This window comes from Streptomyces caeni, assembly GCF_042678285.1.
Classification (GTDB): Bacteria; Actinomycetota; Actinomycetes; order Streptomycetales; family Streptomycetaceae; genus Streptomyces; species Streptomyces caeni.
In genome coordinates, this window is sequence record NZ_JBHUDX010000009.1 from 1 (window position 1) to 11938 (window position 11938).

The 11938-nt window shown below is 74.2% G+C and carries 14 protein-coding genes and 1 pseudogene; 5 read left to right on the forward strand and 10 right to left on the reverse strand.

Annotated elements, in window-relative coordinates; all coding sequences use genetic code 11:
- The coding region (locus tag ACFSL4_RS03440; RefSeq protein ID WP_381078239.1) for an AAA family ATPase at nt 1–997 on the reverse strand (997 nt) is incomplete at its 3' end.
- 37 nt (nt 998–1034) lie between these two features.
- Nucleotides 1035–2198: an exonuclease SbcCD subunit D gene (locus ACFSL4_RS03445; RefSeq protein WP_381078242.1), complete on the reverse strand. Its 1164-nt coding sequence runs from the start codon at nt 2196–2198 to the stop codon at nt 1035–1037.
- 162 nt (nt 2199–2360) lie between these two features.
- Between ACFSL4_RS03445 and ACFSL4_RS03450 the strand changes: the two are divergent.
- Nucleotides 2361–2680, forward strand: a pseudogene (locus ACFSL4_RS03450) (hypothetical protein); the annotation flags it as partial.
- A 91-nt stretch (nt 2681–2771) separates the two neighbouring features.
- Here the strand turns inward: ACFSL4_RS03450 and ACFSL4_RS03455 are convergent.
- From ACFSL4_RS03455 to ACFSL4_RS03465, 3 genes are all read right to left on the reverse strand, one after another.
- Nucleotides 2772–3410 (reverse strand): YigZ family protein, encoded by a 639-nt coding sequence (locus ACFSL4_RS03455; RefSeq protein ID WP_381078245.1) that lies wholly within the window; start codon nt 3408–3410, stop codon nt 2772–2774.
- Nucleotides 3411–4193: 783 nt separating this feature from the next.
- On the reverse strand, nt 4194–4748 hold the full coding sequence (locus ACFSL4_RS03460; protein ID WP_381078247.1) for a SixA phosphatase family protein: 555 nt from the start codon (nt 4746–4748) through the stop codon (nt 4194–4196).
- Nucleotides 4745–5434, reverse strand: a complete 690-nt coding sequence (locus ACFSL4_RS03465) for a hypothetical protein (protein WP_381078250.1) — start codon at nt 5432–5434, stop codon at nt 4745–4747. The genes ACFSL4_RS03460 and ACFSL4_RS03465 overlap by 4 nt, the downstream gene beginning before the upstream one ends.
- A 211-nt stretch (nt 5435–5645) precedes the next feature.
- Between ACFSL4_RS03465 and ACFSL4_RS03470 the strand changes: the two genes are divergently transcribed.
- Both ACFSL4_RS03470 and ACFSL4_RS03475 read left to right on the forward strand, forming a co-directional pair.
- On the forward strand, nt 5646–6053 hold the full coding sequence (locus tag ACFSL4_RS03470; protein WP_381078252.1) for a CoA-binding protein: 408 nt from the start codon (nt 5646–5648) through the stop codon (nt 6051–6053).
- Between the two features lie 141 nt (nt 6054–6194).
- The gene (locus ACFSL4_RS03475; protein WP_381078254.1) at nt 6195–6857 is read left to right on the forward strand and encodes a protein-L-isoaspartate(D-aspartate) O-methyltransferase; all 663 of its coding nucleotides are present in this window, start codon (nt 6195–6197) and stop codon (nt 6855–6857) included.
- 75 nt (nt 6858–6932) lie between these two features.
- Here the strand turns inward: ACFSL4_RS03475 and ACFSL4_RS03480 are convergent, their stop codons facing one another.
- On the reverse strand, nt 6933–7682 hold the full coding sequence (locus tag ACFSL4_RS03480; protein WP_381078256.1) for a PP2C family protein-serine/threonine phosphatase: 750 nt from the start codon (nt 7680–7682) through the stop codon (nt 6933–6935).
- A 241-nt stretch (nt 7683–7923) separates the two neighbouring features.
- Entirely contained in the window at nt 7924–8085 is a 162-nt protein-coding gene (locus ACFSL4_RS03485) for a hypothetical protein (RefSeq protein WP_381078258.1), read from the reverse strand.
- Between the two features lie 282 nt (nt 8086–8367).
- Between ACFSL4_RS03485 and ACFSL4_RS03490 the strand changes: the two genes are divergently transcribed.
- Nucleotides 8368–8550: a hypothetical protein gene (locus ACFSL4_RS03490; RefSeq protein WP_381078261.1), complete on the forward strand. Its 183-nt coding sequence runs from the start codon at nt 8368–8370 to the stop codon at nt 8548–8550.
- A 41-nt stretch (nt 8551–8591) separates the two neighbouring features.
- Here the strand turns inward: ACFSL4_RS03490 and ACFSL4_RS03495 are convergent, their stop codons facing one another.
- The 3 genes from ACFSL4_RS03495 to ACFSL4_RS03505 form a co-directional block, all read right to left on the reverse strand.
- A complete protein-coding gene (locus ACFSL4_RS03495; RefSeq protein ID WP_381078263.1) occupies nt 8592–9602 on the reverse strand; it encodes a cation diffusion facilitator family transporter in 1011 nt (336 codons plus the stop codon).
- A 205-nt stretch (nt 9603–9807) separates the two neighbouring features.
- Nucleotides 9808–10359: a DinB family protein gene (locus tag ACFSL4_RS03500; RefSeq protein WP_381078265.1), complete on the reverse strand. Its 552-nt coding sequence runs from the start codon at nt 10357–10359 to the stop codon at nt 9808–9810.
- A 143-nt stretch (nt 10360–10502) separates the two neighbouring features.
- On the reverse strand, nt 10503–11162 hold the full coding sequence (locus ACFSL4_RS03505; protein WP_381078267.1) for a TetR/AcrR family transcriptional regulator: 660 nt from the start codon (nt 11160–11162) through the stop codon (nt 10503–10505).
- Between the two features lie 144 nt (nt 11163–11306).
- On the opposite strand from ACFSL4_RS03505, the gene ACFSL4_RS03510 reads away from it, so the two are divergent.
- Nucleotides 11307–11864, forward strand: a complete 558-nt coding sequence (locus ACFSL4_RS03510; RefSeq protein WP_381078269.1) for an NADPH-dependent FMN reductase — start codon at nt 11307–11309, stop codon at nt 11862–11864.
- The last annotated feature ends 74 nt before the right edge of the window (nt 11865–11938 follow it).

Consider the following 11938-nt stretch of genomic DNA (forward strand, 5'->3'; position numbering starts at 1 on the left):
GATCCAGTGCGGGCGCCACGGCCTCCGCCTTGCGGGCGCGCTCCATGCGCGCCTGCGCCCGACGATGGGCCTCGGCGCCGTCCTGAAGCAGCGCCGCCCGCTCCCGGGCCTCGGCGAATCGGCACTGCAGCCGCGCCTGTTCGCGTACGTCGTCCAGGAGGCGCTCGGCGGTGGCGCGCGCCGACTCGGCGGCCGTGCGCGCGCACTGCGCGACGGTGAGCCGTTCACGGGCCGTGCTGCGGGCGACGGCGGCCCAGCTCAGGACGGCGTCGGCGAGCCCGGGGTCGCCCGGCGTGAGGTCCGGCAGCGGCAGCGCGTCGCCTGCCGCCTGCTGCATCCGGTGTGCGTCGGCAAGCAGCGCGGCGTCGCCGTCGCGCACGTCGGCCTCCGCGGTGCGGCGCCGCTCGGCGAGGCGCTTCTCCGCCTCGGCGAAGCGGTGGGTGTCGAAGAGGCGGCCGAGCAGCTTGCCGCGGGCCTCGGCGTCCGCGCGCAGGAAGCGGGCGAAGTCGCCCTGGGGCAGCAGCACGACCTGGCAGAACTGGTCCCGGCTCATGCCGAGGAGCCGGGTGATCTCCTCGCCGATCTCCTGGTGGGAGCGGCTGAGGTCCTTCCAGGTTCCGCCCGTCGCGTCGTACTCGCGCAACCGGCTCTCCGCCTTGTCGGTGGTCGTGCCCGTGCCGCGCTTCTTCGGGCGCTGCCAGGGCGGAAGCCGGGTGACCTCCAGCCGGCGCCCGGCGACCGTCAGGTCGAGACGGATCCCGGTGCGCGTCCCCGGCGCGGCGTGGTCGCTGCGCAGGGTCATGCCCTGACCGTTCTGCCGGGCGCCGGGCACGGCCCCGTACAGCGCATAGCACACGGCGTCCAGGACGGATGTCTTGCCGGCGCCGGTGGGTCCGTGCAGCAGGAACAGTCCGGCGGCGGACAGTTCGTCGAAGTCGACCGTCTGAGTACCGCCGAAGGGGCCGAAGGCGGTGATGTCGAGCCGGTGCAGCCTCATCGGTTCCTCCCCCCTTCACCGCCGGCCGTGGCGGCCCTCACCGGGCGGCCTCGCGGATCGAGTCGTCCGCGCGTACCGCGTCGAACACGTCCTGAAGCAGCGCCCGTTCGCCTGGGTCGGGGCCCGCTCCGCGCACATGGGCCACGAAGTCCTCGGCGATCTGCCGGTCGGAGCGGCCCGCCAGCCGGCGGGCGTAGGACACGCCGGCGTCCCGCGGGCCGCGCTCCGGGTCGAAGACGAGGCTGAGCGTGTGCGGAAAGCGCTCGGCCAGCCGCGCCATGGGCTCGGCGGGCCGCACGGGGTCGGTGAGGGTGGCCTCGACCCACGCCTCCCGGTGCCGCTCAAGACCGGGGTCCGCGAGCAGCTCCTCCAACCGCCCCCGGATCCGGGCGAGTCGCCGCGGCACCGGGCAGTCGACGCGCTCGGCCGTCACCGAGCCGTCGGCCTCCAGGTCGACGAGCCACATGCTCTTGCGGTGATCGGCCTCCGAGAAGGAGTACGGCAGCGGGGAGCCGGAGTAGCGCACACGCCCGGTGATGGTCTGGCTGCCGTGCAGATGGCCCAGGGCCACGTAGTCCACGCCGTGGAAGACGCCGGCGGGCACTGCGGCGACCCCGCCGACGGTGATGTCGCGCTCGCTGTCGCTGGGTTCGCCGCCGGTGACGAAGGCATGGGCGAGGACGACGGAACGGGTGCCCGGCGCGCGCGTGGCGAGGTCGGCGCGGACCCGGTCCATGGCGGCCGCGAGCACCGCCTCGTGGCCCGCCTTCTCGACCCCGAACTCGTCCTTCACCAGACCCGGTTCGAGGTAGGGCAAGCCGTAGAGGGCGACGTCGCCGTGGGCGTCGGCGAGCACCACCGGTGCCCCGCAGGCCGCGGGCGCCGTGCGCAGATGGATGCCCGCGCGGCCGAGGAGCCCGGCGCCGACGCCCAGGCGGCGCGCGGAGTCGTGGTTGCCGGAGATCATCACCGTGGGCACGCCCGCGTCGGCGAGGCGGTGCAGGGCTTCGTCGAACAGCTCGACGGCGGCGAGCGACGGCACCGCGCGGTCGTACACGTCCCCCGACACGACCACCGCGTCCACGCTCCGCTCGCACGCCGTGGCGACTAGGTGGGCGATGAACTCGGCCTGGGCACCGAGCATGTCCACCCGGTGGAACGCCCGGCCCAGATGCCAGTCGGAAGTGTGCAGCAGCCTCATGATCCCCGAGACTAACGGCCGGGTCCGACATCACGGGCGGTCACTCCTGTATCGGACCGCGCCCCGAGGCGCAGCGAGCCCCGCCTCCTGGGCCTCGGGCCGCGCGTCCCGGCCCTCGGACCACGCCTCCTGGCCCTCGGACGGCGCGTCCCGGCCCTCGGGACCACTCGCCACGACGCCGCAGCCGTGGCGATCGGCAGGCGCGTCCCCCGGGCACCGATCCGGCGACGGACGGCACCGCCCCACGACGACCGGAGCGATCGTCGTGGGCATCGGACCGCCCAGGCCCGACCGGGCACCCGGGGTCGTGAGGGAACCCGCCCCCGCGTCCCCGGGCCACGGACACGATCCGAGCGCGCCGGATGCGGAGCGAAAGCGGGGACCAGAACGCCCGACACCGTTCGGGGCGTTCGGCTGAGCACGGGTCCTGGCGACAGGACTCACTCCCGCTCAGTTTCCAGGAACGGTTACGAGACCCGTAACGACCCGTACCGCTATGTGATCCACGACGGGGTCGTGAGCATCTGTCGGCCGGGTACGCGGATAGGCAGGGAGAAGCTCACCCCGGGACCGTCACCGTCCTGAGTCCGCGTCGCCGTACGCCTCTCCGCCCAGTTCTAATCCCGCGGTGCCCGCGGTGGCGTCGGCGAGCCACGCCCGGAACGCGTCCACATCGGCGTCCGGCAGCCCGATCTCGATCGTGACGGCCTCCCCGTACCGCACCTCCCGCACGTCGCGGCCCGTGGCCCGCAGGTCGTTCTGCACCTTGCCCGCGCGCTGGTGGTCGACCGTCACCGTGGCGAGCCGGAAGCGGCGCCGGGTGACCGTGCCGAGCGCGTCGAGCGCCTCACCCACGGCTCCTCCGTACGCCCGGATGAGTCCGCCCGCGCCGAGTTTGACGCCACCGAAGTAGCGGGTGACGACGGCGACGACGTACCGCATGTCGCGGCGCAGCAGCATCTGCAGCATGGGCACGCCCGCGGTGCCGCCCGGTTCGCCGTCGTCGCTCGCCTTCTGGATCGCGGCGTCGGCTCCGATGACGTAGGCGTAGCAGTTGTGGGTGGCGTCGGCGTGTTCCTTGCGGACGCCCGCGACGAAGTCCTGGGCTTCCTGCTCGGTGGCGGCCGGGGCGAGGGCGCACAGGAAGCGGGAGCGGTTGACCTCGGTCTCGTGCACGCCCGCGCGGGCGACTGTGCGGTACTCGTCCTGCATCAGGCCAGGGTATGCGGCGCCCGGACGCGGGCCGCACCAGGGCCGGGACCCTGGACGTGTCACCCGCCGCGCGCGCGTGCGGCACGAGGCGTCCGGGCCTCCCTTCTGCGGCAACCGGCCCGGCACCGGCGCGTTCACCACGTAGGGGGTACTCGCCCGTCGTTGTCCGGACGTCCGTCAGCGATCGCGGGGAGACCGCAGCATGACCGGCGTACAGGCAGAAGGCCCCGACCCCGCCGAGCCCAACGATCCCCGGCCCTCCACCGTCATGGCCCGCCCGCGGGCCCGGCTCCCGGATGCCTGAGCGGCCGGACGGCCCGGCACCCGGGCCCGCACGCCGCCCCGGACACCGGGCACGAGGGCCACGCCTGGTGGGGTGTCATGTGCCCGACCGGGGTGGACCACTTCTCCACGCTGGGCTACCGGCCCGGCATCGCCGCCCTGGCGGCCGGGTTCCCGTCGCCGCTCGCGGCGCCGGCACTGATCGCGCTGACCCTGCTCGGCGCGCTGCCGGTGTACCGCCGGGTGGCCCACGAAAGCCCGCACGGCGAGGGCTCGATCTCCATGCTGGAGCGGCTGCTGCCGTGGCCCCCAGAGCTGCGCGACCGCACCGGCGAGGTGCCGCACGCCTACTGCAACTGGGCCGAGGGCGCTTTGGCCAGCCATCTGCTGCGCTTCCTGGTGTTCGGGGACGGCGAGGCCGCCCCGGTCACGCACGGGGTGCCGCGCCGCGCCCAGCCCGGCCAGGAGCGCCGCCCGCGCATCCATGCGGGTCGGCGGCCGCTACGCGGCGCTCCTGGGCTTCTTGCCCCTCGGCACGATCACGTCCGTCAGGAGTGCCGTGCCGGGGGCGAGTGCCTCCCAGGTGCCGCCGTGCCAGGCGAGCACGGCGATCGCGGAGGTGGGGAACCTGGCGCGGACCCGCTCCAGGGTGTCGTCGAGTCCGTCCCCGGCGAGGGTGAGCACCAGGTCCGTGAGGCCCGGGTTGTGTCCGACGAGCAGCACGCTCCGTACCGCCGCGGGTACCTCGCGCACGCAACCGAGCAGGTCCGGCACGTCGGCGGCGTACAGCCGGGGCTGCAGCCGCACGGGCGGCGGTGTGCCCCACTGGCCCGAGGCCAGCTCCCACGTCTGGCGGGCGCGGACGGCCGTCGAGCACAGCGCGAGGTCGGGCAGGCAGTCGGCCTCGGCGAGAGCGCGCCCGGCGGCCGGGGCGTCCCGGCGGCCGCGCGGCGTGAGCGGCCGCTCGTGGTCGGGGACCCCGGCGGGCCAGGCGGACTTGGCGTGCCGCAGGACGACGAGCCGGCGCAGCGGCCCCGCCGCGGCGCGGATGATCACGGCCCGGCCCCGATCTCGCGGGTGAGGTCGAGACCGAGCAGCCGGTCGGCGTGGGCGAACGTCTCGAAGCGCGCCCCGTCCGGGATGTCGTCGGCGCTCTCCACGCGCCGCAGCACCTCCAGGACCGCCGGTACGTCGAGGTCGTCCTCCCAGGCCGCGCGCAGGTCGCGCCGCACCCGCTCGGGGATGGGCCTGGAGGGACGGGTCGCCCAGGAGGCGACCGCCTTGCGCCAGCGGACGAGCGTGTCCCGGGCCTCGGTCAGGGCGGCGGTGCCGAGGTCCGCGGGAAGCCGGCGGGGGGTGGCGAGCAGAGCCAGGCGCACGGCGGACGGCGGGGCGGCGGCGTCGGCCCCGGCGGGTCCGGTGGCCGGGGCGACCTCGACGCGCACGCCGTCGGGGGCGGTGCCCTGCGCCCCGACGACGTGCAGGACCCGTCCGACGCCCGGCGCCTCCGGCTCGCCGGGGCGGATTCCGAGGTCGTCGGCGCGTGCCCGGAGCACGGCGGTGGGCGCGGCGACCGCGACGACGGGCGTTCCGCCGAGTTCCAGGGCGCGGGCCAGCGCATCGGCCACCAGCAGCACCCGCAGGGCCGAGGTGTCGGCACCGGCCACGTGCGCGTGGACGCGGGTCAGGCCCGGGCGGATGTCGACGGGCTCGCCGCTGCGGGCGTCGGTGATACGGAGCACAGGGGTGAGCGTAGGCGGGCCGGGGCCCCGGCGCAGGGAGGAGGGGCGGGTTCCGGACGGACGCGGGCACAGCCGGCAGCTCGCACCGGCACGCCCCGGTGTCCGCTTGGGTCCCGCGACGCCCCGGGAATCGCCCTCGTGTGCCCGCTGTTGGCTCCCACAGCAGGCGACGCGGGAGTGCCGCGCCGCGGGACGTCGAAGGAGGACGGCCGTGTACGGCGACTCAGCAACGATCCGCACGATCCTCACCGAGCTGGGCGACACATGGGCGATCGTCGGTCTGTCCACGAACCGGCGCCGTGCGGCCCACGGGGTGGCGGCCGTCCTCCAGCGCTTCGGCAAGCGCATCGTGCCGGTCCACCCGAAGGCCGAGACGGTCCACGGCGAGCGGGGCTACCCGTCCCTGGAGGCCATCCCCTTCGACGTCGACGTCGTGGACGTCTTCGTGAACGGCGCACTCGCCGGCTCGGTCGCCGATGAAGCCGTGGCCAAGGGCGCCAAGGCGGTCTGGTTCCAGCTGGGCGTGATCGACGAGGCCGCGTACGAGCGCACCCGCGGCGCGGGCCTGGAGATGGTCATGGACCGGTGCCCGGCGATCGAGATCCCGCTGCTCGGGTGATCACACCCACAGCCCGTGCTCCGGCTCCGCTCGACCGGTGCCCCGCACGCGGCGGGCGCGGCACCGGCGGTGCTCCTGCCGGCGGACGCCGGGAGGCCGCGGCGTACAGGACCGCCTAGGCTGGCGGTGAGGTGAACCGCCGTGCCGTCCGTACCCGGCGGGCCCGACGATCTCGTGCGGGCCCTGCGAGCAGTGGGCATCAGGAACGAACCGCTGCTGGAGGCCGTCCGGACGACGCCCCGGGCGGAATTCGTCCCGCCCGCGCGGGTGGCCACCGCTTACCGGGACGTACCCGTGCCGATCGGGCAGGGGCAGGTCACGACGCAGCCGTCACTGTCGGCGATGATGATCGAGGGCCTCGGTCTGAAGGGGGGCGAGCACGTCCTCGAGGTCGGCACCGGGCTCGGCTTCCAGACCGCGCTGCTGGCCCGGCTGGCCGCGGACGTGGTCAGCATCGAGGTGCGGCCGGACCTCGCCCGGCAGGCGCGGGACAACCTCGCGCGGCAGGGCGTGCGGAACGTGGAGCTGCGGGTCGGCGACGGCAGCGGCGGTGTGCCGGACCGCGCCCCCTACGACGCGGTCGTGGTGTCGGCCGCGTTCCCGGAGGTGCCCGCGCCGCTGGTCGAGCAGGTACGGCCGTCCGGCCGCCTCGTGCAGCCGATCGGACCGGGCGGGCGCGAGCGGGTGGTGTGTTTCGTGCGCACCGCGTCGGGGCTGGAGGAGCGGCGGGTGCTGACCGGGGCGTGCTTCGTCCGGCTGGAGGGACGGTACGGCTTCCCGCCGCACGACACGGACTCCGTCTGAGGGGCCGCGGGGTCTCCCGCCCGCGGAACCGCGGAACCTCCCGGCGCACGGCCTCCGTCCGCGGGGGCGGCGTCCCTACTCGTCCGCGACGCGCACCACCGCCAGTGTGATGTTGTCGGGGCCTCCCGCCGCGATGGCCGCCTTCCACAGCTCGAAGGCCGCCCGGCCGTCGTCGTGCTCCCGCATCACCGCGTCGAGCACGTCCGTCGGCACGGGATCGGTCAGACCGTCGGTGCAGATCAGGTAGCGGTCGCCGGCCGACAGGGGCGCGGCCGTCACATGGGGGCGGATGCCGCGGTAGGCGAGCGTGCCGCCCAGGCACTGGGTGATCAGGGAGGTGGTGCGCTGCCCGGGTTCGACCGGCGGGCTGTCGTCGACGCTCACCTGGAGCAGTCCCTCGTGGGAGGCCGCGAAGACCCGGCTGTCCCCGACGTTGAAGGCCAGCAGGGCCCCGGGCCGTACGACCGTGCCGGCGATCGTGGTCCCCATGGCGGCGAGCGCGCTGTGCTCGTCGCCGCCGGCTGCCTCGTGGACGGCGCGGTTGCAGCCGTTCAGCGCGTCGCGGACGGCGTCCTCGGTGCCGAGGGCGGGGCCGATCGTCGCCATACGGCGCGCGACCAGGGCACTGGCCACATCACCGCCGGGGTGCCCGCCGAGCCCGTCGGCCACCGCGACGACGAGGGGTGTCCCGAGCGGGAAGACCAGGGTCTGCGGGGTCTCGGTCACGGTGGCGCACAGGGTCCACGGCCCGATGACAAGGCTGTCCTCGTTCCGCTCGCGCAGCAGCCCCGGATGGCTCAGTGCGCTCACAACGACGTACGGCATGGACGCCACCGCCCTTCCCGCGGAGGACACTCCGCCAGAAGCCGGGATTCCGCTCCAAGTCTAGGAACGGCACCGTCCGGCATGCCACAGGTCAGGGAGGAACGGGCGCCCCACCATGCCGCGCATATGTGCCCGACATACCCGCACGAGTGGGCGGGAAGCGCCCTTACGGGTGAACGGATGTGCGGGTCGGGCCCGTCGGCACGGCCCGCGCGGATATCTTGTACCGAGAAGTAACCAGTCAGGCGGCGACGAGGAGTTCGCCCCCCGCCTCCGCCGGCGTCGACGAGATGGAGCCGCCCACGGCGCCGAGCTCGCCGGACCCGATGACACCGTCCGCGCCGAAGTCGCGGAGCAGGACCATGCGGTCACGGGCATCGAGCCGCTCGACGTGCGGGCCCACACCTTGCCGACCGGTGGCGGAAACGGTTGGAGCGCCTTTCCCCCTGGGAACTGCGCCGCTCGGTATCGCAACGGTCCGACGCACGGGCACCGTGGCCCGGCGTCCCCAGCCCGCACAGAGCACCACGAAGATCAGCCGATCTGGACGAGGAATCCTCGAGGATGTGGGTTCGCAGTCGGCGGGCGCTGCGTGAGGCGAGGCGTCCGCCTGTCTTCGCTGAGGTCTTCGCACCGTGACGAAGTCTCTTGGAAGCAGCGGCTGGGACCTTCCGGGAGGCGGCACATGTGGACCGTACTGGAGCAAGTGGCCGTGGCCGCTCCGCAGCTCTTCCTCTACACCATCGGCCTGTTCGTCGTCATGATCCTCCTCTCCCTCGTGATCAGCCTGCGGCGGGCGGAGGCGTCGGAGCGCCCCGAGATCATCAGGGCACTGGCGGACCTCATGGCGTTCTGGAAGAAGAGGTGACCGCGCACGGCTCGGCCTCCGCGCACGGCACCGGGTGGCCGTCAGTGGTGGTGCGGCTCCTCCCGGTGCACCGGGCCGTGGGGCGCCTCGCAGTGCCCGGGGCCGTCGGCCGCGGTCCGGTCACCGGGCAGGGTCACCTGCAGGACCTGTTCGGGGACGTGGTCGACCTGCAGGGTGGTGTGGGTGATGCCGTAGTCATGGCGCAGGAGTCGCTCCAGGTCCCGCCGGACGGCGTGGCAGTCGCCGCCCGTCTCCACCAGGACATGGGCGGACAGCGCGGCCTGGCCGGAGGTGATCTGCCAGACGTGCAGGTCGTGCACCTCGACGACGTCCGGCCGGGCGACGAGCCGGTCGCCGAGCAGGTCCGGGTCGACGTCGGTGGGCGCCGCCTCCAGGAAGATCCGGCCGGAGTCGCGCAGCAGCCCGTATCCGGCCTTCGCCATGAGTGCGACGACCACCAGGGTGGCGATGGGGTCGGCGCGGTCGAACCCCGTCAGAACGACGACGAGCGCGGCGGCCGCGGTGCCGACGAAGGCGAACAGGTCGTTCAGGACGTGCTGGTAGGCACCCTCGATGTTCAGTGAGGTGCGGTTGGCCTTCGAGATGCACCACGCGGCCGTCACGTTCACGACGATGCCGACGAGTGCCGTGGCCAGCATCGGTCCGCCCGCGACCCGCGGCGGGTCGACGAGCCGTCGCACGGCCTCGTACGCAAGCCAGGCGCCCAGCATAAGCAGTGTGAGGCCGTTCGCCTGGGCGGAGAGGATCTCCGCCCGCTTGAGTCCGTAGGTGAAGCCGCCGCGGGCCGGGCGGGCGGCGAGCCGCATCGCGACGAGGGCGAGCACGATGGACGCCGCGTCGGTGAGCATGTGGGCCGCGTCGGAGATCAGGGCCAGGGAGCCGGCGACCACGCCTACGGTCACCTCTGCTGCCATGAACACGGCGATCAGACCGAGCGCGGCCCCCAGCCAGCGGCGGTCGGCGTCCGCCGCCACGCCATGGGAGTGCCCGGCGTGGCCGCCCGGACCGTGCGCATGACCGTGACCGTGCATGTGCTGTGCCTTCCCCCTCGCGTCGGATGTCTCGACCGCAGTGAAACGCATGGCGGCGCCGCCCGGCAAAGGCTGCACCGGTGACCGTTGTCATGTCCGATAGTACGGCGCTGACCTGCGTAAACGTGGCAGCGTCGAAGGGAGCGACGGAGCCTGCCCGCGGGCCGCGTACCGAACCGCCGGTGCGGGGTTGCGCCGGACGGCCTCATAGGCCGACCGCCCCGTCGATCCGCTCGCGCAGCAGGTCCGCGTGGCCGTTGTGGCGGGCGTACTCCTCGACCATGTGGACGAGCACCCAGCGCAGCGACACGGTGCCGCGCCAGGAATCGTGGCCCTCGACGTCGAGGTCGGGCGCACCGGCGACGAACGCTTCGGCGAAGGCGACCTCGGCGCGCCATGCCTCCCAGGCCCGGGCCACCACCTCGGGGTCGGGGACCGCGCCGGAGAAGTCGCCGTCGGGGCCGGACGGCGAGGAGAACAGGGGCGGGGCCTCCTGCCCGGCCAGGACCCGCCGGAACCAGCGGCGTTCCACATCGGCCAGGTGCCGCACCAGGCCGAGCAGCGAGAGCGTCGACGGCGGCACCGCCCGCTGCGCCAAAGCGTCGTGCAGGCCGGTGCACTTCAGTTCCAGCGTGGTGCGCTGGATCGCGAGGAAGTCGGTGAGGAGGCCGCGTTCGTCCCCGGTGGCGGGGCCGAGCACGCGGGGGTCGCGCTCCGCGGGGACGAACATCGCGGCTCTTCTGCTCGGCGTGGTCATGGCGACCATCATCGGGCAGAGGGACGCCGGCGGGCACACGGCCGGCGTGGGCCGGACCGCCTCACGATGCCCGGAAGGTGCGCGTCCACACGGCCGTCGCGGGGCCGGGGACGGCCGCCGTCATGGGCCGCCGGAGGTACGCGTCAGCCGGGACACCGGCCCGTGTACCGACCGATCAGGTCGCACCAGCCGGCCTCGACGCGCTCCAGCGACATCCCGCGTCGGGAGAGCAGGTGGTCGACCAGCACCGTCTCCAGATAGCCGAGCATCGCGTGCGCGACGAGCTCGATGTCGCCCTCCACCCGGGCCTCGCGCAGCAGTATGCGGACGTGGGCGAGCCGGAACTGGTCCGCGGCACTCGTGCGGCGCCGGCCCGGCTCGCTGTGCGCGGCCAGATACAGGTCCCGGTGCGCGTGCTCGTGGCGGATGACCGCCGCGCCGAAGGCGCGCAGCCGCTCCGTGGGAGGTGCGCCCGGTCCGAGCGGGGGCGGTCCCGACAGGAACGCGGCCTGGAGCTGCTGTTCGTGATGGCTGAGCAGCTCCACCAGCAGGCCCGTGCGGTCGCCGAACCGCCGGAAGACGGTGCCCTTGCCGACCCCGGCCCCGCAGGCGATGGCGTCCATGGTCACGTTCGCGATCCCCCGCTCGGCGGCCAGACGGGCGGCGACCTCCAGCAGCCGGGTGCGGTTGCGCGCGGCGTCGGCGCGCAACTGGGGGGTCCCGCCGGTCGGCATGAGGGCGAGATCCATCGGGTCCCCGCGGCCGTCCTGGGGGACGAGACGGGGCGGGAGCGGCTCGGTCATGCACTCAGCGTAGCGCCCGGAAGAAAATCGGACCCCGGTCCGGTTATGATGTGGACCGCGGTCCGGTTAAAGTGGTAGAACATTAAACAGACTTATCCGGTCCGCTTAGCCCGATTCTTACGTCACCCCCTGGGAGTTCTCGCCATGTCCGTTCGCATCCTCGCCCTCGTCGGCAGCCTTCGCGCCGGGTCCCACAACCGCCAGCTCGCCGAGGCCGCCGTGAAGCACGCCCCCGAGGGCGTCGAGGTTTCGCTCTACGAGGGGCTGGCCGACGTGCCCTTCTACAACGAGGACATCGACATCGAGGGCGGCGTTCCCCAGGCCGCGGTGGCGCTGCGCAGCGCCACCTCCGAGGCCGACGCCCTGCTGCTCTTCTCGCCCGAGTACAACGGCACCATCCCGGCCGTCCTGAAGAACGCGATCGACTGGCTGTCCCGCCCCTACGGCGCCGGGGCCCTGGCCGGCAAGGCGGTCGCCGTCGTCGGCACGGCGTTCGGCCAGTACGGCGGCGTGTGGGCGCAGGACGAGGCCCGCAAGGCCCTGGGCGTCGCGGGCGCCTCGGTCCTCCAGGAGGCCAAGCTTTCCGTCCCCGGCTCCGTGACCCGCTTCGCCGAGACCCACCCGGCCGACGACTCGGAGGTCGTCGAGGGCCTCACCAAGGTGATCGCCCAGCTCTCCGAGGCCGCGGCCGCCGCGGCCTGACCCCCCGGGCCCGGCACGCCATGGCCGCGGGCACGGCGGCGAAGGGGCGGTGACACCCCGTCACGTCCACCACC

Bases quoted from the DNA above. Each gene is read 5' to 3' on its own strand.
- ACFSL4_RS03445 (WP_381078242.1), bottom strand. From the start codon at position 2,198: ATGAGGCTGCTGCACACTTCCGACTGGCATCTGGGCCGGGCGTTCCAC.
- ACFSL4_RS03455 (WP_381078245.1), bottom strand. From the start codon at position 3,410: ATGCAGGACGAGTACCGCACAGTCGCCCGCGCGGGCGTGCACGAGACC.
- ACFSL4_RS03480 (WP_381078256.1), bottom strand. From the start codon at position 7,682: ATGCCGTACGTCGTTGTGAGCGCACTGAGCCATCCGGGGCTGCTGCGC.
- ACFSL4_RS03490 (WP_381078261.1), top strand. From the start codon at position 8,368: ATGTGGACCGTACTGGAGCAAGTGGCCGTGGCCGCTCCGCAGCTCTTC.
- ACFSL4_RS03495 (WP_381078263.1), bottom strand. From the start codon at position 9,602: ATGCACGGTCACGGTCATGCGCACGGTCCGGGCGGCCACGCCGGGCAC.
- ACFSL4_RS03500 (WP_381078265.1), bottom strand. From the start codon at position 10,359: ATGACCACGCCGAGCAGAAGAGCCGCGATGTTCGTCCCCGCGGAGCGC.
- ACFSL4_RS03505 (WP_381078267.1), bottom strand. From the start codon at position 11,162: ATGACCGAGCCGCTCCCGCCCCGTCTCGTCCCCCAGGACGGCCGCGGG.
- ACFSL4_RS03510 (WP_381078269.1), top strand. From the start codon at position 11,307: ATGTCCGTTCGCATCCTCGCCCTCGTCGGCAGCCTTCGCGCCGGGTCC.